General features: G+C 63.2%; 23 protein-coding genes and 4 tRNA genes. 17 read left to right on the top strand and 10 right to left on the bottom strand.

Annotation, left to right across the window (positions count from 1 at the left end; genetic code table 11):
* Positions 1-135: 135 nt before the first annotated feature.
* The 3 genes from KU43P_RS03430 to KU43P_RS03420 all read right to left on the bottom strand — a co-directional run bounded on the left by KU43P_RS03430 (position 136) and on the right by KU43P_RS03420 (position 2,143).
* On the bottom strand, positions 136-1,425 hold the full coding sequence (locus tag KU43P_RS03430; protein WP_083567633.1) for a tyrosine-type recombinase/integrase: 1,290 nt from the start codon (positions 1,423-1,425) through the stop codon (positions 136-138).
* 161 nt (positions 1,426-1,586) lie between these two features.
* Positions 1,587-1,662: transfer RNA gene (locus KU43P_RS03425), tRNA-Thr, on the bottom strand.
* Between the two features lie 70 nt (positions 1,663-1,732).
* Positions 1,733-2,143: a pilin gene (locus KU43P_RS03420; RefSeq protein WP_317661082.1), complete on the bottom strand. Its 411-nt coding sequence runs from the start codon at positions 2,141-2,143 to the stop codon at positions 1,733-1,735.
* Between the two features lie 218 nt (positions 2,144-2,361).
* On the opposite strand from KU43P_RS03420, the gene KU43P_RS03415 reads away from it, so the two are divergent.
* Genes KU43P_RS03415 through yacG form a run of 4 tightly spaced genes read left to right on the top strand, consistent with a single transcriptional unit; the run spans position 2,362 to position 5,259 of the window.
* Entirely contained in the window at positions 2,362-3,570 is a 1,209-nt protein-coding gene (locus KU43P_RS03415) for a type II secretion system F family protein (RefSeq protein WP_317661081.1), read from the top strand.
* A gap of 2 nt (positions 3,571-3,572) precedes the next feature.
* Entirely contained in the window at positions 3,573-4,439 is an 867-nt protein-coding gene (locus KU43P_RS03410; RefSeq protein ID WP_317661080.1) for a prepilin peptidase, read from the top strand.
* Positions 4,439-5,062, top strand: coding sequence for a dephospho-CoA kinase (gene coaE / locus KU43P_RS03405; protein WP_317661079.1), 624 nt, complete (start codon positions 4,439-4,441; stop codon positions 5,060-5,062). Before KU43P_RS03410 ends, coaE begins: the two co-directional genes overlap by 1 nt.
* Positions 5,059-5,259 (top strand): DNA gyrase inhibitor YacG, encoded by a 201-nt coding sequence (gene yacG, locus KU43P_RS03400; protein ID WP_176513869.1) that lies wholly within the window; start codon positions 5,059-5,061, stop codon positions 5,257-5,259. The genes coaE and yacG overlap by 4 nt, the downstream gene beginning before the upstream one ends.
* Before the next feature lie 45 nt (positions 5,260-5,304).
* Here the strand turns inward: yacG and KU43P_RS03395 are convergent, their stop codons facing one another.
* The gene (locus tag KU43P_RS03395; RefSeq protein WP_317661078.1) at positions 5,305-5,997 is read right to left on the bottom strand and encodes an energy-coupling factor ABC transporter permease; all 693 of its coding nucleotides are present in this window, start codon (positions 5,995-5,997) and stop codon (positions 5,305-5,307) included.
* An 87-nt stretch (positions 5,998-6,084) separates the two neighbouring features.
* Between KU43P_RS03395 and KU43P_RS03390 the strand changes: the two genes are divergently transcribed.
* The 3 genes from KU43P_RS03390 to KU43P_RS03380 all read left to right on the top strand — a co-directional run bounded on the left by KU43P_RS03390 (position 6,085) and on the right by KU43P_RS03380 (position 8,400).
* Positions 6,085-6,714 (top strand): DUF1780 domain-containing protein, encoded by a 630-nt coding sequence (locus KU43P_RS03390; RefSeq protein ID WP_008091953.1) that lies wholly within the window; start codon positions 6,085-6,087, stop codon positions 6,712-6,714.
* A 132-nt stretch (positions 6,715-6,846) separates the two neighbouring features.
* Positions 6,847-7,020 carry a DUF3094 domain-containing protein gene (locus KU43P_RS03385; protein ID WP_008091951.1) on the top strand — a complete coding sequence of 58 codons (174 nt, stop codon included), beginning with the start codon at positions 6,847-6,849 and terminating at the stop codon, positions 7,018-7,020.
* A gap of 84 nt (positions 7,021-7,104) precedes the next feature.
* Positions 7,105-8,400, top strand: a complete 1,296-nt coding sequence (locus tag KU43P_RS03380; protein WP_317661077.1) for an NAD(P)/FAD-dependent oxidoreductase — start codon at positions 7,105-7,107, stop codon at positions 8,398-8,400.
* A 268-nt stretch (positions 8,401-8,668) separates the two neighbouring features.
* Here the strand turns inward: KU43P_RS03380 and KU43P_RS03375 are convergent.
* The 6 genes from KU43P_RS03375 to rluD all read right to left on the bottom strand — a co-directional run bounded on the left by KU43P_RS03375 (position 8,669) and on the right by rluD (position 13,884).
* Positions 8,669-8,744, bottom strand: a tRNA-Lys gene (locus KU43P_RS03375).
* A 6-nt stretch (positions 8,745-8,750) separates the two neighbouring features.
* Positions 8,751-8,827: transfer RNA gene (locus KU43P_RS03370), tRNA-Pro, on the bottom strand.
* A gap of 4 nt (positions 8,828-8,831) precedes the next feature.
* Positions 8,832-8,907: transfer RNA gene (locus tag KU43P_RS03365), tRNA-Asn, on the bottom strand.
* Between the two features lie 463 nt (positions 8,908-9,370).
* Positions 9,371-11,935, bottom strand: a complete 2,565-nt coding sequence (gene clpB / locus KU43P_RS03360; protein ID WP_317661076.1) for an ATP-dependent chaperone ClpB — start codon at positions 11,933-11,935, stop codon at positions 9,371-9,373.
* Positions 11,936-12,184: 249 nt separating this feature from the next.
* Positions 12,185-12,925 (bottom strand): peptidoglycan editing factor PgeF, encoded by a 741-nt coding sequence (gene pgeF, locus KU43P_RS03355; RefSeq protein WP_317661075.1) that lies wholly within the window; start codon positions 12,923-12,925, stop codon positions 12,185-12,187.
* Positions 12,922-13,884: a 23S rRNA pseudouridine(1911/1915/1917) synthase RluD gene (gene rluD, locus KU43P_RS03350; protein ID WP_317661074.1), complete on the bottom strand. Its 963-nt coding sequence runs from the start codon at positions 13,882-13,884 to the stop codon at positions 12,922-12,924. The genes pgeF and rluD overlap by 4 nt, the downstream gene beginning before the upstream one ends.
* 147 nt (positions 13,885-14,031) lie before the next feature.
* Here rluD and KU43P_RS03345 point away from each other — a divergent pair, with 147 nt between their 5' ends.
* The 10 genes from KU43P_RS03345 to KU43P_RS03300 all read left to right on the top strand — a co-directional run bounded on the left by KU43P_RS03345 (position 14,032) and on the right by KU43P_RS03300 (position 23,832).
* A complete protein-coding gene (locus KU43P_RS03345) occupies positions 14,032-15,051 on the top strand; it encodes an outer membrane protein assembly factor BamD (protein WP_317661073.1) in 1,020 nt (339 codons plus the stop codon).
* A gap of 93 nt (positions 15,052-15,144) precedes the next feature.
* Positions 15,145-15,372, top strand: a complete 228-nt coding sequence (locus KU43P_RS03340) for a PP0621 family protein (RefSeq protein ID WP_317661072.1) — start codon at positions 15,145-15,147, stop codon at positions 15,370-15,372.
* 164 nt (positions 15,373-15,536) lie between these two features.
* Positions 15,537-16,301, top strand: a complete 765-nt coding sequence (locus KU43P_RS03335; protein WP_317661071.1) for a FadR/GntR family transcriptional regulator — start codon at positions 15,537-15,539, stop codon at positions 16,299-16,301.
* 90 nt (positions 16,302-16,391) lie between these two features.
* Positions 16,392-17,594 carry an ABC transporter substrate-binding protein gene (locus KU43P_RS03330; protein WP_317661070.1) on the top strand — a complete coding sequence of 401 codons (1,203 nt, stop codon included), beginning with the start codon at positions 16,392-16,394 and terminating at the stop codon, positions 17,592-17,594.
* A gap of 65 nt (positions 17,595-17,659) precedes the next feature.
* A complete protein-coding gene (locus KU43P_RS03325; protein WP_317661069.1) occupies positions 17,660-18,520 on the top strand; it encodes a branched-chain amino acid ABC transporter permease in 861 nt (286 codons plus the stop codon).
* 2 nt (positions 18,521-18,522) lie between these two features.
* A complete protein-coding gene (locus KU43P_RS03320) occupies positions 18,523-19,542 on the top strand; it encodes a branched-chain amino acid ABC transporter permease (protein WP_317661068.1) in 1,020 nt (339 codons plus the stop codon).
* Positions 19,542-20,294, top strand: coding sequence for an ABC transporter ATP-binding protein (locus KU43P_RS03315; protein WP_317661067.1), 753 nt, complete (start codon positions 19,542-19,544; stop codon positions 20,292-20,294). Before KU43P_RS03320 ends, KU43P_RS03315 begins: the two co-directional genes overlap by 1 nt.
* A complete protein-coding gene (locus tag KU43P_RS03310) occupies positions 20,294-20,989 on the top strand; it encodes an ABC transporter ATP-binding protein (RefSeq protein WP_317661066.1) in 696 nt (231 codons plus the stop codon). The genes KU43P_RS03315 and KU43P_RS03310 overlap by 1 nt, the downstream gene beginning before the upstream one ends.
* Positions 20,990-21,143: 154 nt before the next feature.
* Positions 21,144-22,421, top strand: coding sequence for a Zn-dependent hydrolase (locus KU43P_RS03305; protein ID WP_317661065.1), 1,278 nt, complete (start codon positions 21,144-21,146; stop codon positions 22,419-22,421).
* 1 nt (position 22,422) lies between these two features.
* Positions 22,423-23,832 (top strand): amidase, encoded by a 1,410-nt coding sequence (locus tag KU43P_RS03300; protein WP_317661064.1) that lies wholly within the window; start codon positions 22,423-22,425, stop codon positions 23,830-23,832.
* Positions 23,833-24,164 lie beyond the last annotated feature (332 nt).

Raw genomic sequence — 24,164 nt, 5'->3', positions numbered from 1 at the left:
TTTTGGTCGGTGTTACGTGCCTAATCCCCAATGATTTCAGCGGCTTGGCCTGATCCGTTACACGGGTTACACCTGGTACACCGGCTTTTGATGGGACCAGCATCGTCATGCCCCCCACCATCATCTCAGTCTGCTTCATGGATGGAGGGACCTCCCATGGGCAAAATCATAGGGAGTAATTGCATCCCTGCGATTAGCATCCAAATAGTCGGCCCACCACTGCACCATAAGTCTCCGCTCTTGTAAGTGCTCAGCCTTGTGTATGTAGGCGGCACGCACCGTGTTTCTCTCTTGGTGGCTCATTTGCCGCTCGACCGCGTCTTTACTCCAAAGCCCAGACTCAACCAGTGCAGAACAGGCCATTGTCCGAAAACCATGGCCGCATACCTCTGCTTTGGTGTCATACCCCATTCGCCGCAGCGCTTTGTTCACAGTGTTCTCGCTCATGGGCTTCCAGTGATTGTGGTCACCCGCAAACACCAGATCGAAACGACCAGTGAGGTTACGAACTTTCTCCAGCACCTCTACAGCCTGTCGACTGAGCGGCACCAAGTGTGGCGTGCTCATCTTGGAGCCTCGATGGGAGTTCTTCACACCCTCAATAGCCACCCTTTCGCCAGGGATTTCCCACATCAACCTCCCCATGTCTATCTCTCCCCAGCGAGCGAAGCGGAGCTCGCTAGAGCGGATGAACACCAACATGGTCAGTTGCACCGCCAGCTTCGTCAGGCCGCGCCCGCTGTCGGCATCTATCCGCTGAAGAAGCTCAGGTAAGCGTTCGAATGGCAAAGCAGGCCGGTGTGCTGTTTTGCGGGTGGCCGTGGCGCCTTGCAGATCGATCGCAGGGTTGAAATCCAGATGGCCATGCTGAACCGCCATGCGGAGGATGCCCGTCATGTACTGGCGTAGGCGTGCAGCCGTATCCAAGGTATCCCGCTTTTCCGCCGCTTTCAGCGGAACTAGCAGATCCCGTGTTTTGAGCTCCGCGACCGGACGATCACCGAGAGTGGGCAACAGGTGGGATTCAATGCGTCGCCACACGGTGGAGGCATGACCAGGTGTCCACTTACGAGCGCAGGCCGCGTGCCATTCCTGAGCAAGCAAACGGAATGTGTTCGCCCGGGCGTTAGCCGCTTCCTGTTTGTCCAAGCGCGCCTGCTCGATGGGGTCTTTCCCAGCAGCAAGAAGCTCAAGCGCTTGAGCGCGTCGCTCCCGGGCCGCTTTCAAGCCGAGCGCCGGATAGTTGCCAAACGTAGCTAAACCATCACGGCCATCAGGTTTGGTGTACTTCATACGCCAAGTCTTGACCCCTGACGGCTTCACCAGCAGGTAGAGGCCTTTGCCATCGAACAGCTTGTAATCCTTCTCCCGAGGCTTGGCCGCATCACATTTAGGATCGGTGAGAGGCACCACTGTGCGCGCCATAGGGATACGTTTCCTTGTCGAACCGAGATATCCCCAACCATATCCCTAAATCGCGTAGATGCCCAGAGACAAAACGAGACAGACAGAAACAACAAAGCCCGCACTAGGCGGGCTTTGCGGGGTGTTTCGTAGACAGTCATAGACTTCTGGAAACTGGTCTCTGGTGCCGGAGACAGGAATCGAACCTGCGACCTTCGCGTTACGAGTGCGCTGCTCTACCGACTGAGCTACACCGGCGTGTAGCGCAACGTACCACTGCCGCAGCCGTTACGCAAACCCCTGTTTCCCCTCGCTAATTCACCTGCCCTCAAGCGCCCTTGCAGCCACTCGGCGCCAGGTCTTCTTCAATGTTGGTAGTGCAGCTCCAGCCCGTGGCCGAGCGGGTCAGGGTGAGGGTCTTGCCGAGCACGATGGCGGGAGCGTCAGCCAGGGTGCAGTCGATTTTGGCGCTGCCATTGGCGGCGCTACCTTGCGCGGTAATGGCGCAATGGGAAGTGGCGGCCTGGCCGCCGAGGGCGGTGACGTCGGGCACGTCCTTGCCTTCGTTCAGGCGCAGGTCCATGGCGGTTTTCAGCGCGGAGATTTCCAGCAGGCCGGCAGCCGCTTTGGCGCGGGCCTGGTGGTTGGTGTACATCGGGATGGCGATGGTCGCCAGAATGCCGATGATCGCCACGACGATCATCAGTTCGATCAGGGTGATACCGCGTTGCCCTTTCATGAACACTTTTCCTTTTTGATTCGCATACTCGGTGAGGTCAGGCTCGACCTCGGATCCGCAGCGGCGCAGTAGGCCTGAACAGACACCTTTTGTCACCCCTGCCCGTCTGGGCGTCACCTTCGCTGAACTACTCTAGTGAGCATCAAGCAAACGCGCCCTTCCAGGGACGCGGCAAGCTGTTTCCAGGCTTGTCGCACGGGGCAGAAAAGGACCTTTGCATGAAACATTCGACTCAGCGATACGCCTGGCATGGCACCGATGCCAGTGGCGCAGCTGTCAGTGGCCAGGTGACCGGACGCAGCCCGGCGTATGTGCGCGCCGGGCTGCAGCGCCAGGGTATTCAGGTGGCGAAAGTACGCCAGGCAAGTGGGTTGGCCTGGCGCTGGCCGGCGGCGCGGGAGAAACGAGACCCGGCGGGCTTCAGCCGGCAATTGGCGACGCTGCTCAGGGCTGGCGTGCCGCTGCTGCAAGCGTTCGAGGTGATGAGCCGCAGCGGTTGCGATGCAGGGCAGGCGACGTTGCTGCAACGTTTGCAACAAGATGTAGGCGCCGGGTTGGGGCTGGCGGATGCGCTGCAGCGTCACCCAGACTGGTTCGATGGGTTGTTCTGCAACCTGGTGCGCGTGGGTGAGCAGTCTGGCACGCTCGACCGGCAGCTGGAACAACTGGCCGGGATGCTGGAGCAGCGGCAGGCCCTGCGCAAGAAATTGCGCAAAGCCATGCTCTACCCACTCCTGCTTTTGCTGACGGGCCTGGGTGTATCGGCGATCTTGTTGCTGGAAGTGATCCCGCGCTTCGAGAGCCTGTTCGCTGGCTTCGATGCCGCACTGCCGGCGTTCACTCAATGGGTCATCGACTTGTCCACGGGGCTGGGACGCGTGGCGCCGCTGCTGTTGATAACTGCTGTCGTGCTTTGTTTCGGTGGGCGTGAGCTGTATCGCAAGCATGCGCCCACACGGCTGTGGATATCTCGGCAGGCGCTGCGTATACCGGTATTTGGCCGGTTGCTCGGCCATGCCGCACTGGCGCGCTTTGCCCGCAGCCTGGGTACGGCGTATGCCGCTGGGGTGCCGTTGCTGGATGCGCTGGGCACGGTGGCCGGGGCCTGCGGTGGCGATCTGCAGCAGCAGGCGATACTGCGCCTGCGCCAAGGCATGGCCAATGGGCAGGGGCTGCACCAGGCGATGGCCAGCGAGCCCCTGTTTCCGCCCCTGTTGATACAACTCACGGACATCGGCGAATCCAGCGGTACCCTGGACCAGATGCTGGATAAAGCCGCCAGCCATTACGAGGAACAGGTCAGCCAGGCGCTGGACCAGTTGACCAGCCTGCTGGAGCCGGCCATCGTGGCGGTCCTGGGCGTGCTGGTGGGCGGCCTGGTGGTGGCGATGTACCTGCCGATCTTCCAGTTGGGTAGTTTGATCTGAACATGACTTTATGGACTTTCCTGGCTGAGCAGCCGGCCTACTTCATCACCCTGGCGACCTTGCTCGGCCTGTTGGTGGGCAGCTTCGTCAATGTGGTGGTGTATCGCCTGCCGATCATGCTGGAGCGCCAATGGCAACACGAGGCCCAGGAGGTGCTGGGGCTCGAGCACCATGCGCACGAGCGCTTCGACCTGTGCCTGCCGGCATCCCACTGCCCCCATTGTGGGCACCGTATCCGTGCGTGGGAGAACATTCCCCTGTTGAGCTATCTGCTGCTGCGGGGGCGCTGCTCGGCCTGTAAAAGCGCCATCAGCCCACGCTATCCGCTGGTGGAGGCTGCCTGCGCGGTGCTGTCACTGGTGGTGGCCTGGCATTTCGGCCCCACGCTCGAAGCCCTGCTGGCATTGCCTTTGACCTGGTGCTTGCTGGCCCTGAGCCTGATCGATGCCGACCACAGCCTGTTGCCGGACGTGCTGGTGCTGCCGACGCTGTGGCTGGGCCTGATCGTGAATGCCTTTGCCGTCTTCGTGCCGCTGACCAATGCCTTGTGGGGCGCGGTGGCCGGGTACCTCAGCCTGTGGACGGTGTACTGGCTGTTCAAGCTGGTGACCGGCAAGGAGGGCATGGGTTATGGCGACTTCAAGCTGCTGGCGTTGATCGGAGCCTGGGCTGGGTGGCATGTATTGCCGCTGACCTTGCTGTTATCGTCGCTGCTGGGTGCGGTAATCGGCCTAAGCCTGCTGCGTCTGCGCCACCACCCGGTGAACGTGGCGATACCCTTTGGGCCTTATCTGGCCATTGCGGGGTGGATTGCCGTGCTCTGGGGTGATGAAATATACGCCTCCTACCTGCAACTGCTTGGACTCTGATGACCACTGCGGCCTTTACACCCTGGATTCTCGGCCTTACCGGCGGCATCGGCAGCGGCAAGAGCGCTGCCGCCGAACGCTTCGTCGAGCTTGGCGTGCACCTGGTCGATGCCGACCAGGCGGCGCGCTGGGTCGTCGAGCGTGGCCGCCCGGCCCTGGCCAGCATCGTCGAGCGCTTCGGCCCGGGCGTGCTGCTGGAAGACGGCCAGCTCGATCGCGCGGCCTTGCGCCAGCTTATTTTCGCCGACCCCGCCCAGCGCAAATGGCTGGAGCAGCTGCTGCACCCGCTGATCGGGCAGGAGATTTTCAGTTATCTGGCCAAGGCCGAGTCGCCTTATGCGGTGTATGTGTCGCCGCTGCTGATCGAGTCTGGCCAGCACCTGAAGACCCAGCGCGTGCTGGTGATCGATGCGCCGCAGGCGCTGCAGGTGGCGCGTACCTTGCAGCGTGACAATACCAGCGCCGAGCAGGTGCAGGCGATTCTCAGCGCCCAACTGGCGCGAGAGGAACGTCTGCGCCATGCCGATGATGTGGTGGTGAACGACAGCGACCTGACTGCGCTGCACCAGCAGATCGACCGTTTGCACCACTTTTACCTGACTTTACGAGGAGGCCAGCCATGAGCAAGCCATTGACCGTCGATTGCCCGACCTGTGGCGCACCTGTGGAATGGAACGAGAAGAGCGCGTTCCGGCCGTTCTGTTCTGATCGTTGCAAGTTGATCGATCTGGGGGCTTGGGCGGCCGAGGAGCATAAGATTCCGGGGGCTGAAGAGTCTGAGGATGAGCTTTATTCAGGGGATCTGGAGCCGCGGCACTGAGCTGAGTGCACAGGGCCTGCTTTGCAGGCCCTCGCCGGCACAGAATTACCGCTCATCCTCCTTCCACGGCGCCTGCAGATACCGGGTACGGTTGAACGTCTCCAGCCATTCCGGGCAGAACACCACCAGGGCACTGATCACCATGCCGTTGATGAACGCCTCCGGGAACATCATCAACCACAGGTAGCCGACGAAGTCGCTCAGCCATTCCGGCATGGCGAAGCGCCCGTCCAGCCACAGCAAACCCAGCGCCGCCGACAGGCAGACCAGCACCGTGAGCGCGGCAGGGAAAAACCCCGAACAAAAGATGTAGACGAACAGGTTACGCGGCTGCGCCCGCTCGACCAGGATGGCGCACACTTCGGTGATCAGCACCGGCAGGCCCACCAGCAACAGCCCATTCACACCCAGCGCGGCCAGGTCCTGGCGCCCGAGCGCCAGCAACCCGAGCTGGGCGAAGAAGCCCCCCAGAATCGCCAACGGCCAGTCCAGCAGCAGGGTCACCGCGGTCATGCCGATGAAGTGGTACGACACCCCCGTATCGAAGTCGCGCCGCACCAACCACAAGGCAAACAGGCAGAACACCGTGCCGAACAGCAGATGTTGCCGGCGCCGGTCGGCGAACAGCTCCACCCAGCGGGTACGGCTGGCCGCCCACACCAATAAAGGCACGTAACCCAACCAGCCGAGGCCGAGGCTGGTATCGGACAATACCTGTGCGCTGATCACCTGAGGCATACCCCTTGCTGCCCTGTGGATAAGCCTGAGTCTACACCCATTGAAAACAGCATCTTATCGTCATGAATTAGCGACTAAGCTTGTGGCATGGATGACTCAGACTACCTGCGCCTGCTCACCATCCAGGCCGAACAAGCCAATGCCTTCCTCTCCAATGCACGCAAGTGGGAGCGGGAACGTTGGGTATGCCAGCGCTTGCTGCAGGGGCTGAACATCCCCTATCGCAGCGAGGATTTCACCCCGGCCGGGCAGGAGCCACCGGACGTGCTGTTTCGTGACGCGGCGTTCGAGGTGTTTTTCGTACTGGATGAAGGGCGCCGGCTCAATGACGAATGGCGCGAAGAGCTTCAGCGCCGGCGCAGCGCCTTTTCCCTGGCCCAGCTGGTGCGCCGCGAAGCGCGGCCCCGGCGCATTGCTGCAAGCGAGCTGCTGGCACGCCTGGCCCCGACCTTGCGCAAGAAGGCGCACAACTACCGCGAGCGCGGGCTGGACCTGAACGAGCTAGACATCATCGCCTTCGCCAGCCTCAAGCGTGAAGTGCTCGACCTCAATACCCACTTCCCGCCGCCCACCGAATACCTGCGCCAGGGCTGGCGGTCGCTGTCACTGGTGGGTCCGACCTTCGCCCGGGTGCTGTTCGCCCATCCCGACGCGCCGGATTTTCTGCGTGGCAACCTGGGGCGCAGCATCGTGTTCGACGTGGGCATCAGTCTTTGATCCAGTGCCGAGAGTCTTTGCGATGGCGTACACTCGGCGCCAGGGATAGAAAGCATTATCATTTGTTTCAAGCGCTTGCATGAACGCTGTAGCGTACATGCAGTCTCAAACGTCTACCTGACGAGGCCCACCATGACCAGCCGCCTGAATCCAGAAGATCAGCGTCGTGTCGATGAGTATCTGCGAGCCCCCCAGCACCAAGTCGAGCGCAGGCCTTTCCGGCCTTGGTTGCTCCTTGTGCTGGTGCTGGCGGTGACCATCGGGTTGGGCCTCATCAGCCGCCTGCTGAGTGGACTGGTGCTATGAGCTGCTTCGCGCTCGCCCTCCCCTCGTGCAGTTTGCGGCCGGCCGGCATGGCCACGAATTCCGTAAACCTTATGAGATATTCCCATGACTCATCGCATCGTGATTGTCGGCGGCGGCGCCGGCGGCCTGGAACTGGCGACCCGCCTGGGTAAAAGCCTGGGCAAGCGCAAGCAGGCCGAGATCACCCTGGTCGACGCCAACCTCACGCACATCTGGAAGCCGCTGCTACACGAAGTGGCCGCTGGCTCGCTGAACTCCTCGGAAGACGAACTGAACTACGTGGCCCAGGCCAAGTGGAACCACTTCAGCTTCCAGCTGGGGCGCATGAGCGGCCTTGATCGTGAAGGCAAGCAGATCCAACTGGCCGCCACCCTCGATGAAGAGGGCCGCGAGCTGCTGCCTGCGCGCACCCTGGCTTATGACACCCTGGTGATCGCCGTGGGCAGCAACACCAACGATTTCGGCACCCTGGGCGCAGCGCAGCACTGCCTGTTCCTGGACACCCGCAAGCAGGCCGAACGCTTCCACCAGCAACTGCTCAACCACTACCTGCGTGCCCACGCCGGTGACGTGGCCAGTGAGCAGATCAGCGTGGCGATCGTCGGCGCGGGTGCCACCGGTGTCGAACTGGCGGCCGAGCTGCACCACGCGGCCCACGAGCTGGCAGCCTATGGCCTGGACCGCATCCAGCCCAAGGACATGCACATCACCCTGATCGAGGCCGGCCCACGGGTGCTGCCTGCCCTGCCCGAGCGCATCAGCGTGCCGGTGCACAAGACCCTGGAAAAACTCGGGGTGAAGGTAATGACCAATGCCGCGGTCAGCGAAGTGACCGAGGACGGGCTGAAAACCAAAGACGGTGAAGTGATCCAGGCCAGCCTGAAGGTGTGGGCGGCGGGTATCCGTGCGCCGGGCTTCCTCAAGGACATCGACGGGCTGGAAACCAACCGCATCAACCAGCTGGTGGTGCGCCCTACCCTGCAGACCACCCGCGACGACAACATCTTCGCCTTCGGTGACTGCGCCGCGTGCCCGCAACCGGGCAGCGACCGCAATGTGCCGCCACGGGCCCAGGCGGCACACCAGCAGGCTTCGATGCTGGCGCAGAGCTTGAAGGCGCGGCTGGAGAACAACGTGCTGCCGACTTACGAGTACAAGGACTACGGCTCGCTGGTCTCGCTGTCGCGCTTCTCGGCGGTGGGCAACTTGATGGGTAACCTGATGGGCAGCGTGAAGCTGGAGGGCTGGTTGGCGCGGATGTTCTATGTGTCGCTGTACCGGATGCACCAGATGGCGCTGTATGGGTTCTTCCGCACGGCATTGATGATGCTGGGGAGCAAGATTGGGCGGGGCACTGAGCCGCGGTTGAAGCTGCACTGATTTTGGAAGTGGCTGGAGGTCAGGTTGTTTGCACTGGCCTCATCGCCGGCAAGCCGGCTCCCATAGGGTACGCACAGCATTCAAGGCTTGTGAAACACCTGTGGGAGCCGGCTTGCCGGCGATAGGGCCAGCAGCCCGCCTACCAACAGCAGCCCGTGCCATGGCTGAATGACTACAGAAGATCTGCACCGAAAGGTGCATTTTTTATGCGCGGGATAAATTTCAGGCAAAAGAAAAAGGGCATCTCTTTCGAGATGCCCTCTTTACATGGTGGGTCGTGTAGGATTCGAACCTACGACCAATTGGTTAAAAGCCAACTGCTCTACCAACTGAGCTAACGACCCGGAAAATGGTCGGGGTGAGGGGATTCGAACTCCTGACATCCTGCTCCCAAAGCAGGCGCGCTACCGGACTGCGCTACACCCCGAGATTGGCTCCGCGACCTGGACTCGAACCAGGGACCCAATGATTAACAGTCATTTGCTCTACCGACTGAGCTATCGCGGAACTGAACTTCGGTACAACTTCGAAGGCTGTGTTAGCTTCGAACCCTTCAGCTTCTTCGCTTTCGCGTTGTCGCTGCTGAGGCCGGCTATTCTACATTCTTCGTTTTGCTTGTCAACCCCTTTTTTTCATTCAACTTACTGATTTGTAAGTTGTTTTGCGGTCACCGTTGTTGCTGGTGATTCGCTTAGTGGCTGACAACGCGGCGTATATTAGGGGCACTCGATTTTAGATGCAAGCAAAAATTTCAAAATTTTCAGCAAGTTATCAAAAAAGGTTGGGAGGGCCTGGTTTTGCGGGGTTTGGGCGGGCCCTATCGCCGGCAAGCCGGCTCCCACACTGACCGCAGCTGGGCTTCGAAAACACCGCCGTACCTGTAGGCGCTGGCTTGCCAGCGATGGGGACACCACTCATTCAGGCAAAAAAAGCCCCGCAGATGCGGGGCCAGTTTTTTCAAGCAGAGCAATCAGGCAAATACGATATCGTCGCCTTCCACCTTGGCCGTGATCGCCGAACCCGGCAGGAACTTGCCGGCCAGGATCAGTTGCGCCAGCGGGTTCTCGATCCAGCGCTGGATCGCCCGCTTCAGCGGCCGTGCGCCGTACACCGGGTCGTAACCCACGGCAATCAGCTTGTCCAACGCTTGCGGGCTCAGGCTCAGCGACAGCTCGCGTTCCAGCAGGCGACTGCGCAAGCGGCCCAGCTGAATCTCGGTGATACCGGCGATCTGCTCGCGGCCCAGTGGCTCGAACACCACCACTTCGTCGATCCGGTTGATGAACTCCGGACGGAAGTGCGCACCCACGGCATCCATTACTGCCGCACGCTGCGCCTCGCGGTCACCGGCCAGTTCCTGGATCTGCGCCGAACCCAGGTTGGAGGTCATCACGATCACCGTGTTGCGGAAGTCCACGGTGCGCCCGTGGCTGTCGGTCAGGCGGCCGTCTTCCAGCACCTGCAGCAGCACGTTGAACACATCCGGGTGGGCCTTCTCCACCTCGTCCAGCAGCACCACCGAGTAAGGCTTGCGCCGTACCGCTTCGGTCAGGTAACCGCCCTCTTCATAACCTACATAGCCTGGTGGGGCGCCGATCAGGCGAGCCACGGAGTGCTTCTCCATGAACTCGGACATGTCGATGCGCACCATGGCCTCTTCGGTGTCGAACAGGAACTCGGCCAGCGCCTTGCACAGCTCGGTCTTGCCCACACCGGTCGGGCCGAGGAACAGGAACGAACCACTCGGCCGGTTCGGGTCGGACAGGCCGGCACGCGAACGGCGTACGGCATTGGCCACGGCAGTCACTGCTTCGTTCTGGCCGATCACGCGCTGGTGCAACAGGTCTTCCATCTTCAACAGCTTCTCGCGCTCGCCTTCGAGCATCTTGGCCACCGGGATGCCGGTCCACTTGCTGACCACTTCGGCGATTTCTTCCTCGGTCACCTTGTTGCGCAGCAGCTGGTTTTCCGTTTTGCCGTGCTGGTCGACCATCTGCAGGCTGCGCTCCAGGTCCGGAATCACTCCGTACTGCAGCTCGGCCATGCGGTTCAGGTCGCCTTTGCGACGGGCGGCGTCCAGTTCCTGGCGGGCCTGCTCGATCTTTTGCTGGATCTGCGCCGAGCCCTGCACTTCGGCTTTTTCCGAGGCCCAGATTTCTTCCAGGTCGGAATACTCGCGCTCAAGCCGCTCGATTTCTTCGGTCAGCTTCTCGAGGCGTTTTTTCGCCGCTTCGTCTTCTTCCTTTTTCAGCGCCTGGGATTCCACCTTCAGCTGAATGAGGCGACGGTCGAGGCGGTCGAGCACTTCCGGCTTGGAGTCGATCTCCATGCGGATGCGGCTGGCCGCTTCGTCAATCAGGTCGATCGCCTTGTCCGGCAACTGACGGTCAGTGATATAGCGGTGGCTCAGCTTGGCCGCCGCAATGATCGCACCGTCGGTGATCGCCACCTTGTGGTGCACTTCATAGCGTTCTTTAAGGCCGCGCAGGATGGCGATGGTGTCTTCCTCGCTCGGCTCCTCCACCAGCACCTTCTGGAAGCGCCGCTCCAGCGCCGCGTCCTTCTCGATGAACTGACGGTACTCGTTGAGCGTGGTGGCACCGACACAGTGCAGCTCGCCACGAGCCAGCGCAGGCTTGAGCATGTTGCCAGCGTCCATGGCGCCTTCGCCTTTACCGGCGCCGACCATGGTGTGCAGCTCGTCGATGAACAGGATGATCTGGCCTTCCTGCTTGGACAGCTCGTTGAGCAGGCCTTTGAGGCGCTCTTCGAACTCGCCGCGGTACTTGGCACCGGCAATCAGCGCGCCCATGTCCAGCGCCAGCAGGCGCTTGCCTTTGAGGCCGTCGGGCACTTCGCCGTTGATGATGCGCTGGGCCAGGCCCTCGGCGATGGCAGTCTTGCCCACGCCGGGCTCACCGATCAGCACCGGGTTGTTCTTGGTACGGCGCTGCAGCACCTGCACGGTGCGACGGATTTCATCGTCACGGCCGATCACCGGGTCGAGCTTGCCTTCTTCGGCACGCTTGGTCAGGTCGACGGTGTACTTGTCCAGCGCCTGGCGCGACTCTTCGGCATTGGCGTCATTCACCGCCGCACCGCCGCGCAGGTTGTTGATGGCGTTTTCCAGGGCCTTCTTGCTGACGCCCTGGCTCAGCAGCAGTTTGCCGAGCTTGCTGTTTTCATCCATGGCAGCGAGCACCACCAGCTCGCTGGAGATGAACTGGTCGCCCTTCTGCTGGGCCAGGCGGTCGGCCTGGTTGAGCAGGCGCGCCAGGTCCTGCGACATGTTCACGTCACCGGTGGGGTTCTGGATTTTCGGTAGTTGGTCGAGTTCCTTGACCAATGCCTGGCGCAGGCTGTTGATGTCGAAACCGACTTGCATCAACAGGGGCTTGATGGAGCCGCCCTGCTGCTCGATCAGCGCCTGCAGCAGGTGCACAGGTTCGATGGCAGGGTGATCCATGCCAACGGCCAGGGATTGGGCATCGGATATTGCAAGTTGCAGCTTGCTGGTCAAACGGTCTATTCGCATGGGGATACCTTCCTGTAGGGGCAGGTCGGAGCGATGGACAGCGCCTTTAATGAAGAAACCTGCCTGAGATGACCTTATAGATAAGGCTGATTCTGGAAGATTCAAGCGTAGCGGGGTTGACTGGGGTCAGCTTGATGGATTAGCGGGGGCCCAATCGCCGGCAAGCCGGCTCCCACAGGTAATGCGCAGCTTTCAGAAGCTATGGGGTGCCTGTGGGAGCCGGCTTGCCGGCGATGAGGCCACTACTGACTAACGAGGCTCCAGCCAGACGAGCGAGGCAAAACGCCCACCCTGTGGGGTACGGCGATAGGAGAAGAACCGCTCATCACTGACCGTGCAGTAACCCCCCCCATAAACGGCAGCCACCCCACGCGCCGCCAGGCGAATACGCGCCAGCTCATAGATGTCGGCAATCAACTTGCCCGGCCGCTCACCCTCGACGAACGCCCGGGCCGCCTCAGGATGCACCGCCGTGAAGGCGTCGCGCACTTCCAGCCCCACTTCGAACGCCTGCGGGCCAATAGCCGGGCCCAGCCACACCAGCACCTCTTCAGGCGGCACGGCCAGGCGGTCAAGGGTGGCTTCCAGCACGCCACCGGCCAACCCACGCCAGCCGGCATGAGCGGCAGCCACGCGGGTACCCGCTCGGTCGCAGAACAGCGCAGGCAGGCAATCGGCAGTCATCACGGTGCAGGCAATACCCGGCTGGTCGGTCCAGCTGGCATCGGCCTCGGCCACAACGGCCGGGTCGGCATCCGCCACCACCTGCCCATGCACCTGCTTGAGCCAGGCCGGCTGGATGGCGAACTCATCGCTCAGGCGGCGGCGGTTCTCGGCAACCGCCGCGGGGTCGTCGCCCACGTGGTCGCCAAGATTGAAGGTTTCGTATGGCGGCAGACTGATGCCGCCCTGACGCGTGGTGACACAGGCGCGTACCGAGGCCGGGGCCGGCCAGTCGGGGAACAGCAGCGACTGCGTCAGGCCACTCATCCGATAAAGGCCTCGCGGTCCTGGTTCAGCAGCGACAACAGCCAGGTGAAGTCGTCCGGCAGCGGCGAAGCCCATTCCATCCGTTCACCGGTGGTCGGGTGGTCCAGTGCCAGGAAGCGGGCGTGCAACGCCTGGCGCGGGAAGTTCTTGACCGCCTCGACCATGGCCACGCTGGCCGCTGGCGGAATGCGGAAACGCACACCGTAAGTCTGGTCGCCGACCAGCGGGTAACCCACATGCGCCATGTGCACACGAATCTGGTGGGTACGACCGGTTTCCAGCTTCACCCGCACATGGGTGTGCGAACGGAAGCGCTTGAGCACCCGGTAGTGACTGACCGCAGGCTTGCCGCCTTCGGTTACCGCCATGCGCTGGCGCACGCCACCGTGCCGGCCGATTGGGGCGTCGATCTTGCCCCCGGCGATCACCACACCCACCACGATGCACTCGTAGATCCGGCTGACCGTACGGCTTTGCAGCTGCTCGACCAGCTTGGTCTGCGCTTGCAGGGTCTTGGCGACGACCATCAGACCGGTGGTGTCTTTGTCCAGGCGGTGGACAATGCCGGCACGCGGCACGTTGATGATATCCGGCACATGGTGCAGCAAAGCATTCAGCAGGGTGCCACTGGCATGCCCGGCAGCCGGGTGCACGACCAGGCCGGCCGGCTTGTTGATCACCAGGATCTGGTCGTCTTCATAGACGATGTTCAGCTCGATGTCTTCGGCCACCCACTCGCCCTGGGCCTCTTGCTCGGCCTCCAGGACAAGCAGCGAGCCACCATGGACGGTATCTCGAGGGCGCACGACCGCGCCGTCGACCGTCAGGCGGCCCTCTTTGATCCACGAAGTAAGCCGCGAACGCGAGTACTCGGCGAACAATTGGGCGGCGACCTGGTCGAGGCGTTGACCGCCCAGTTCGGACGGTACCTCTGCGCTAAGTTGAATGATCTCGGACATGCTCGATTCGACGGGCGTACAGCCTTTGGTTTCAGCTGCACGCTTGTGGTTAAATACGGCTTCTTTTGTCCCGGGGTTGGCCGGGGCGCTCATCATAACAGGACGGCACCGCCCAAGACAGCGGCCGTCAAAGGGACGCAAGCCGCCATGCAAGTGAAACACCTGCTGCTGATCGCCATCCTCGGGCTCACCGCGGCCTGTTCCTCCAATAAGGAAGTCATCGACGAGAACCTCAGCGAGGCCGAGCTGTACCAGCAGGCCCAGGCTGACCTGGACAATTCCAGCTACAACAGTGCCGTGAACAAGCTCAAGGCCCTGGAGTCGCGCTACCCGTTCGGCCGTTACGCCGACCAGGCACAGCTCGAGCTGATCTACGCCAACTACAAGAACTCCGAGCCAGAGGCCGCCAAGTCGGCTGCCGAGCGCTTCATCCGCCTGCACCCGCAGCACCCGAACGTCGACTACGCCTACTACCTCAAGGGCCTGACTTCGTTCGACCAGGACCGTGGCCTGCTGGCGCGCTTCCTGCCGCTGGACATGACCAAGCGTGACCCAGGTGCCGCACGCGACTCGTACAACGAATTCGCCCAGCTCACCAGCCGCTTCCCCAACAGCCGCTACGCGCCGGACGCCAAGCAGCGCATGATCTACCTGCGCAACCTGCTGGCCGCCTACGAAATCCACGTGGCCGACTACTACCTGAGCCGTCAGGCTTACGTCGCCGCCGCCAACCGTGGCCGTTACGTGGTGGAGAACTTCCAGGAAACCCCATCGGTCGGCGACGGCCTGGCGGTGATGGTCGAGGCCTACCAGAAGATGCACCTGGACGAGCTGGCCGCCACCAGCCTGGAAACACTCAAGCTCAACTACCCAGACCACCCGAGCCTGGTCGATGGCCAGTTCGAGCCGAAGCAGACCGAGTCCGATGGCCGCAGCTGGCTGTCCAAGGCCACCCTGGGCCTGATCGAGACCGACGCGCCGCTGCCACCGGGTGAGACCCGCGCCAACCAGGACGTGGTCAAGCAGTTCCAGGACGCCCGTTCGGAGATGCCGCAAGAGCTGCTGCCGAAGGACGAGAATGGCGACCCGATCCTGCCGGAAGGCCCGAAAGAAGCCGAGAAGGACCGTTCGTGGTTCAGCTACATGACCTTCGGCCTGTTCGACTGAGCCATGCGCTGCTAGAAAGGGAGGCCTAGGGCCTCCCTTTTTTATTGGCGGCATCCTAGACTGTCGCCTTCATCACTCGACAAGCTGGACACCATGGTTCGCCTACTTTTCTGGATCGCCCTGATCGCCGCCGCGTTCTGGCTGTGGCGCAAATTCAAGACCAGCCAGCAATCGCCCTCCGAGCCCAAACTCGATGCCCCGCTGAAGATGGTGCGCTGCGCCCATTGCGGCGTGCACCTGCCCAATGACCGGGCGCTGCACCGTGGTAACGAGTGGTATTGCAGCCCGGCGCACCTGGAACAAGGGCCAGGGCGCCAGTAACCCCTGCGCAGTAGCTGTAAGAGCGGCCTTTCTCTACAAGGCCGCTACTAACACGTTTGCGACCTAATCGTTCCATTTACGACCTCTCCCCACTGCCAGCATTGACCCACCCCGGCAAAATTCGCTAAATCCTATTTATCCGCATAAATATGAAAAATAGCGAAATGCTCAAACCCAAACGCAAGCGCCAGAAGCTGTCCGACGTGATCGTCGAATCGGTCAAGCGCTCGATCGTGACCGATTCCTTGCACCCCGGCGACCGTCTGCCCACCGAGCGCGAGCTGATGGAGCACTTCGAATGCTCCAAGGGCACCGCCCGCGAGGCGCTCAAGGCCCTGGAAGTCGAGGGCCTGGTCAGCACTCGCACCGGCCCAAGTGGCGGCGCCTACCTGAACGAGGTCGGCACCGAACCCGCCAGCCGCGCACTGCGTAATTACCTGCACTTCCAGCACCTCGACGGCGAGCAGGTGTATCAGCTGCGCAAGGTCATCGAAGTCGAGCTGGCGGTGTCGGTGATGGGCCAGCTCAGCGACGCGGACTACGCCGCCCTGCAGGCCAATATCGATTTCTGCAGCACCCCGGAAGACAGCGAACAAGGCCAGCGCGAACAGCGCCTGGCAGAGCTGGAGTTCCACACCCTGTTGGCGCATCGCTGCCCCAACCCGCTGCTGCGCTTCATGGCGGTGTTCCTCAACGACCTGCTACGCGACCTGGTGGTACTGAAAAAAGCCTACCTGCCCAAGCGCCAGCAGTTCGCCGCGGCCAACATCGACTACCACAAGCAATTGATGCTCGCCCTGCGCGCCAGCGATGAGCCCGCTGTACGCCGGCTGATGCACGAACACATGTGCGACGCCGAGCACCACATGACCGCGCTCGAAGGCGAGGTCGCCCGCCACTTCCTGCTGGAGTTCGAACACAACCACTGATCCGCCTGTACAGAGGCCTGCACACAGGCCCGGCCGTACCCGCTTTGTCATTGCCACTCCTGCCTAATAACCACAACCAAGGAGTTACCCATGCAAAGACGTACCCTGCTCAAGGCAGGCCTTGCCCTGGGTGCCTTAGGTAGCCTCCCCTTCGGAGCGCACCGGGCATTCGCCAACGAACCGCTGACCTTCTACGGGCTCAAGTCCATGTCCGGTGCCTTCGCCAGCTATGGCAAGTACGCCGACATGGGGTCGCGCCTGGCCATCGCCGAGCACCCAGAGCTGCTCGGCCGCCCGCTCAAGTACAAAGTCATCGACACCGAAGGCAATGCCGGCAAGGCGGTGCGCAAGGTACAGGAAGCCATCGGCCAGGATGGCGCGCGCTTCTTCCAGGGTTGCACCCTGTCGTCCTCGGCACTGGCGGTGTCGAAGGAAATCCACAAGGCCGGCGGCGTATTCATGACCCCGGTCGGCGCCGACGAAATCACCGGCAAGGACTGCAACGCCTCGACCTTCCGTTGGTCGGTGCCCACCTACGGCGCCATTCGCGAAACGCTGGTGCCGATGATTCGCCAACTGCCCCAGGCCAAGCGCTGGTACACAATCACCCCGCAGTACGTGTTCGGCGATGCACTGCTGGACAACGCCCGCAAGGTGTTCGCCGAGTTCGGCGTGGAACACATCGGCAACAGCTACCACTCCCTGCAGGAGCAGGAATTCTCCGGCTACCTGACCAACGCCATCGCCGCCAAGCCCGACGTGCTGGTACTGCTCAACTTCGGCAGCCAATCGTCCAACGCCCTGCGTCAGGCGGTGAACTTCGGCATCAAGGACCGCATGAAAGTGCTGCTGGTGTGGTCGGCCGGGCTCGACCAGTTCCAGGAACTGGGCAGCGACGTGCTCGAAGGCGTGTACTTGGGCGCGCAGTACTGGCACCAGGTCGATACCCCGCTCAACAAGCAATTGGTCGCGGCCACGCGCAAGGCCTACGGCATCAACCCCAACTACCCGCTGGCGGCCGACTACATCGGCACCAAGGTGATGCTCGATGCCATCAGCAAGGCCGGCACCTTCGACGGCGCCGCCGTATCTGCTGCCTTGCAAGGCATGCGCTTCCAGGGCCCGACCGGCGACGAGCTGATCCGCCCCGGCGACCATCAGGTCATGAAGGATTACTACCTGCTGCGCGGCAAGCCCCAGGGGCAGATGCGCGACGAGGACGACCTGGCCGAAGTCATCAGCGCCGGCCGCTCGTTCGTCGAGGTCGACCACACCGGTTGCGCCCTGGCCTGAAGCCGCGGCGTTAGTCAAAAACATTCGTACAGGCAGCCACATTGCGTGCTGTCGAGGGCACACTCATGCTCGATTTGTACCTGTTCCAACTGCTAAACGGCCTGGGCCTGGGGATGATCTACTTCCTCATCGCCGTGGGCCTGACGATCATTTTCGGCCTGCTGAACTTCGTCAACTTTGCCCATGGCGCGTTCTTCTTGCTCGGCGCCTACCTCTGCTACACCGCCGTGGCGATCACTGGCAACTTCTGGCTGGCGCTGCTGATCGCGCCACTGGCCGTGGCGGCACTGGCCTGGGGAGTGGAGCGCCTGTTGATCAAGCGGATCTACCACCTGCCGCACACCTTCCAGATCCTCGTCACGCTGGGAATAGCGCTGATCATCCAGGAAGCCTCGGTGCTGATCTGGGGCCCGGTCGGCAAGAACATTGCCGTGCCGCCCGAGCTGCGCGGGGTGCTGATCATCGGCGACTTCATCTACCCCTACTACCGCCTGTTCCTGATCGGTTTCGCTGCCTTGATCGGCCTGGGCCTGTGGCTGCTGCTGGAGCGCACCCGTTTCGGCGCCCTGGTGCGTGCCGGCAGTGAAAGCACCGAAACCGTGTCGCTGCTGGGCACCAACATCTTCCGCCTGTTTTCCCTCACCTTCGCCCTGGGCGTGGGCCTGGCCGGTGTCGCCGGGGTGCTGTTCGCCCCGCTGCGTGGCGCCCAGCCGTTCGTCGGCCCGGAAATTCTCGGCATCGCCTTCGTGGTGGTGGTAATCGGCGGCATGGGCTCGTTCGGCGGCGCCCTGGTCGGCGGCCTGCTGGTGGGCGTGGTGCAAAGCATGATGACCAGCCTCTGGCCGCAAGGCGCCAGCCTGATGATCTACGGCGCCATGGCGGCGGTGATCCTGGTACGTCCCTACGGCCTGTTCGGGAGAGCATGACAATGAGCGAGAAAAATCCATTGCCCGTCGCCAAAGGCCGCGCCCCGGCCCTGCTGTTGCTGGTGGTCGCCAGCCTGGTGGCGTTGCCGCTGATACTGCCGTCGGCCACCCTGGCCACCGAAATCCTGATCTTTGCCTTGGCGGCGCTGGCCTGCAACCTGCTGCTCGGCTACACCGGCCTGCTGTCGTTCGGCCAGGGCATCTTTTTCGGTGTGGGTGCTTATGGCGCTGCGCTGCTGATGATCCATCTGAAATGGGGGATGTTCAGTGCGCTGCTCGGCGCGGCGGTGTTCGGCGCCTTTCTGGCGCTGCTGGTCGGTGCCCTGGCCATCCGCCGCAAAGGTATCTACTTCGTCATGCTGACCCTGGCTTTCAGCCAGATGGCCTACTTCCTGGCCTACACCCTGAGTGGCTGGACCGGCGGTGACAACGGCCTGCTCGACGTGCCACGGCCGAACATCGAGATTGCCGGCCATGTACTGGTCGACCTGGCCGACCCTCGGCACTTCTACGTGTTCGTCGCAGTGCTGTTCCTGCTGATCTTCGCCGGTGCCCTGCGGGTAATCCGCTCGCCGTTCGGCAGTACTCTGCTGGCGATCCGCGAGAACGAAACCCGCGCCGCCGCCATCGGCTACGACACCCGTCACTTCAAGATCCTGGTGTTCATGCTGTCCGGCGCCATCACCGGCATCGCCGGTGCGCTCTACGCGATGCTGCTGCACTTCGCGCCGCTGTCGAACATCGACCTGATGATGAGCGAGAACATCCTGATCATGACCATCGTCGGCGGCACCGGCTCGCTGTTCGGCTCCTTGCTCGGGGCCGGCGCCATCGTGGTGCTGGGCGATGTGCTGTCGGAGCTGTGGCCGCGCTGGCTGATGCTGCTGGGGCTGATCCTGATCCTGGTGGTGGTGTTCATGCGGGGCGGCCTGTGGGGCGGCCTGGCCGAACTGGGCAAACGCCTGTATCCGTCGCGCCGGGCTGAGGCCAAGGCGCCCGCCAAGACCAAGGAGACCCTGTGATGAGCGACTACCTCCTGGAAACCCGCAACCTCGAGCTGGCCTATGGGCCGTTCAAGGCCGTTGCCGGCGTCGACCTGAAGGTGCGCGCCGGCACCATCCACACGGTCATCGGCCCCAACGGTGCCGGCAAGACCAGCCTGTTCCACTGCTTGACCGGTGAACGCCAGGCCACCGCCGGCAAGATCCTGCTCAACGGCCAGGACATCATCCGCAAGCCGTCCCACGGCCGGGTGGCGCTGGGCATGGCTCGTTCGTTCCAGCTCACCAGCCTGTTCCAGAACCTCTCGGTGCGCGAGAACCTGCGCCTGGCCGCCCAGGGCCGCGACGGCCTGGGCGCGCTGAACTTCTGGCGCAGCGTGGAGCACAAGCGCAGCCACTGGAACACCGCCGACCAGGTACTGGAGCGCCTGAAGCTGACCACCCGCGCCGACACCCTGGCCGGCGAGTTGTCCCACGGCCAGCAACGGGTGCTGGAAGTGGGCATGTCGATCTGCGCCAAGCCCACCTTGCTGATGCTCGACGAGCCCACCTCGGGCATGGGCATCGACGACATCCCGGTGATGACCGAGCTGATCAGCGACCTGGGCCGCGACCACACCGTGCTGCTGATCGAACACAACATGAGCATCGTCATGTCGATCAGCCAGCGCATCACCGTCATGAGCCACGGCCAAATCCTGGTCGAGGGTACCCCGGAACAGGTGCGTAACGACGAACGCGTGCGCACTGCTTACCTTGGAGAGGCCGCCTGATGCTCAACGTCGAATCGATCCATTCCTACTACGACAAGAGCCACGTGCTCGAGGGCGTCTCGCTGCAGGTCGGCGCGGGCGAACTGGTGACCCTGCTGGGGCGCAACGGCGCAGGCAAGACCACCACGCTGCGCAGCATTCTCGGCATCGTGCGGCCGCGCCAGGGGCAGATCACCTTCGACGGCCAGCAACTGGTCGGTCGCGAAATCTTCGATATTGCCCGCCAAGGCATCGCCCTGGTGCCCGAACACCGCGGCATCTTCCGCCAGCTCAGTGTCGAGGAGAACCTGAAGATTGCCGTGCGCAAAGACAGCCGTTGGCAGCTGGAGGATGTGTACACCATGTTCCCGCGCCTGAAAGAGCGCCGGCGCAACGGTGGCTTCGCCCTCTCCGGTGGCGAGCAGCAGATGCTGGCCATCGCCCGCGCCCTGCTCAACGACCCCAAGCTGCTGATCCTCGACGAGCCGACCGAAGGCCTGGCGCCGGTGATTGTCGACGAGCTGGTGAAGATCCTGCGGCGGATCAAGGACGAAGGCCTGTCGATTCTGCTGGTGGAGCAGAACCTGATGGTCTGCGACGCCCTCGCCGACCGGCACTACGTGCTCGAACAGGGCCGCGTCGCCTACCAGGGCAGCGCCGCCCAGTTCCGCGAAGACCCGAGCATCAAGAACCGCTACCTGGCCCTGAGTGCCTGACCTTGTGGTGCCGGCACCGGCCCTATCGCCGGCAAGCCGGCTCCCACAGAGGGCAGCATCGCCCTCAAGGCCTGCGCTGTACCTGTGAGAGCCGGCTTGCCGGCGATAGGGCCAGCCCTGACAACACAGATCCTCGCCATTGGAGAGACGCCACATGAATACCCGCATCGATCCCTCGCAACACCTGCTCGGCCAGGGCGCACTGGTCAACCGTGAACGCCTGTGGCAGTCGCTGATGGACCTGGCCGAACTCGGCGCCACCGCCAAGGGCGGTGTGTGCCGCCTGGCGTTGACCGACCTCGACCGCCAGGCCCGGGACCTGTTCGTGCGCTGGTGCACCGAGGCCGGCTGCACGGTCAGCGTCGACGCCATCGGCAACATCTTCGCCCGCCGCCCGGGACGTAACCCGGCTTTGCCACCGGTGATGACCGGCAGCCATATCGACACCCAGCCCACTGGTGGCAAGTTCGATGGTTGCTACGGCGTGATGGCCGGGCTGGAGGTGATGCGCACCCTCAACGACCTGCAACTGACCACCGAAGCGCCGCTGGAAGTGGTGGTATGGACCAACGAAGAGGGCTCGCGCTTCCCGCCATGTATGATGGGTTCGGGCGTGTTCGCCGGTAAGTTCGGCCTGCAGGAAACCCTCGACAAGGTCGATGACCAGGGCCTGTCGGTCGGTGCCGAACTCTCACGTATCGGCTACGCCGGCCCGCGCGTGCCTACCGGTCACCCGGTCGGCGCCTACTTCGAGGCGCATATCGAACAGGGCCCAGTACTGGAAGACCAGTGCACCACCATCGGCGTGGTCCAGGGTTGCCTTGGGCAGAAGTGGTTCGACCTGGTGCTCACCGGTGTCGAAGCGCACGCCGGCCCAACACCGATGCACCTGCGCAAGGACGCACTGGTCGGCGCCGCCGAAGTGGTGGCAGCGATCAACCGCGTGGCCCATGCCCACCAGCCGCATGCCTGTGGCACGGTTGGCTGCCTGAACCTGCACCCGGGCTCGCGCAACGTCATCCCCGGCCAGGTGAACATGACGATCGACCTGCGCCACCTCGACCCCGGTCATCTGCAAACCATGGTCGACGAGGTGCGCGCAGCCATCGAAAGCAGCGCCGCCAGGCACGGCCTGCACGTCGAGCTGACTCCCACCGCCGACTTCCCGCCGCTGTACTTCGCCGAGCAGTGCGTCGATGCCGTGCGTCAGGGAGCACGCGAACTGGGCCTGAGCCATATGGACATCGTCAGCGGTGCCGGCCACGACGCGATCTTCCTCGCCGAGCTGGGCCCGGCCGGGATGATCTTCGTACCGTGCGAAGGCGGCATCAGCCACAACGAAATCGAAAACGCCGCGCCACAGGACCTCGCCGACGGCTGTGATGTGCTGTTGCGCGCCATGTTCCAGGCCGCCAACCAGGGAGCCCATTGAGATGCCCAGCAAGACTGCCATTGGAGAATTCACCGCCGTCGAACTGCTCGATCTCTATCAGCGCCGGCAACTGTCACCGGTGGAGGTGGTCGACGATGTACTGGCGCGTATCGACCAGCACAACCCGGCGGTCAACGCCTACTGCCATGTGGACGCCGAAGGCGCCCGCGCCGCCGCCCGCGCCAGCGAGCAGCGCTGGCAGCGCGGCGAGCCCTGTGGCCGGCTGGATGGGATACCGGCCTCGATCAAGGACCTGACCCTGACCTGTGGCATGCCCACGCGCAAGGGTTCACGCACCACGTCGGCCGCCGGCCCGTGGGACGTGGATGCACCATTCAGCGCGTTCATGCGTGAAGCGGGCGCGGTACTGGTGGGCAAGACCACCACGCCCGAGTTCGGCTGGAAAGGGGTGACCGACAACCCGCTGTACGGCATTACCCGCAACCCCTGGGACACGCGCCTGACCGCTGGCGGGTCGTCCGGCGGCGCTGCCGCTGCTGCCGCGCTGAACCTCGGCGTGCTGCACCAGGGCAGTGATGCCGGCGGCTCCATTCGCATCCCCTGTGCCTTTACCGGCACCTTCGGCATCAAGCCCACCTTCGGCTACGTGCCGCAATGGCCGGCCAGCGCCATGACCGTGCTTTCGCACCTGGGGCCGATGACCCGCACCGTCGAGGACTCGGTACTGATGCTCGATTGCGTAGCCCGCCCCGATGCCCGTGATGGCTTGGCCGGGGCGCCCAGGCAGGGGCCTTGGCTGGGCCAGGAGCAAGACCTCAGCGGCCTGCGCATCGCCTACAGCGCCGACTTCGGCTACGTGCAGGTCGACCCGCAAATCCAGGCGTTGGTGGCGCAAGCGGTGCAGCGCCTGGCGCGGCTTGGTGCACAGGTGGAAGAAGTGGACCCCGGCTTCAACGACCCGCTGGAGGTATTCAATACCCTGTGGTTCGCCGGCGCGGCGCGGCTGGCCAGCAGCTTCAGCGAGCAACAACGGGCACTACTCGACCCCGGGCTGCGCTGGATTGCCGAACAAGGGGCGCGCATCAGCCTGAGCGAATACACCCTGGCGCTGGAAGCGCGGGCCGAACTGATTGCGAAGATGAACGCCTTTCACCAGCATTACGATGTGCTGGTCTCACCGATGCTGCCGTTGGTGGCGTTCGAGGCTGGGCACAACGTGCCGCCGGGGTCGGGGATGGCGCAATGGATGGAGTGGACGCCGTTCAGCTACCCGTTCAACCTGACCCAGCAGCCAGCGGCTTCGGTGCCGTGCGGGTTCACCCGCGAAGGCTTGCCGGTGGGCTTGCAGGTGGTGGCTGGGCGGTTTGCCGATGAGCAGGTGCTGCGGGTGTGCAAGGTGTATGAGCAGCATTATCCGAGCCGGCATCTGCAGGCGCCGGTTACTGGCTGAGGGGTTGGTTGGCCTCATCGCCGGCAAGCCGGCTCCTACAGCGATAGCACCGCCCTCATGGCCTGCGCTGTACCTGTGGAAGCTGGCTTGCCGGCTCCCACAGCGATAGCACCGCCCTCATGGCCTGCGCTGTACCTGTGGGAGCTGGCTTGCCGGCTCCTACAGCGATAGCACCGCCCTCATGGCCTGCGTTGTACCTGTGGGAGCTGGCTTGCCGGCTCCCACAGCGATAGCACCGCCCTCATGGCCTGCGCTGTACCTGTGGGAGCTGGCTTGCCGGCTCCTACAGCGATAGCACCGCCCTCATGGCCTGCGCTGTACCTGTGGGAGCT

It is taken from the genome of Pseudomonas sp. KU43P (genome assembly GCF_033095865.1).
Taxonomy (GTDB): Bacteria; Pseudomonadota; Gammaproteobacteria; order Pseudomonadales; family Pseudomonadaceae; genus Aquipseudomonas.
This window is presented reverse-complemented; position numbering and strand designations above follow the sequence as displayed.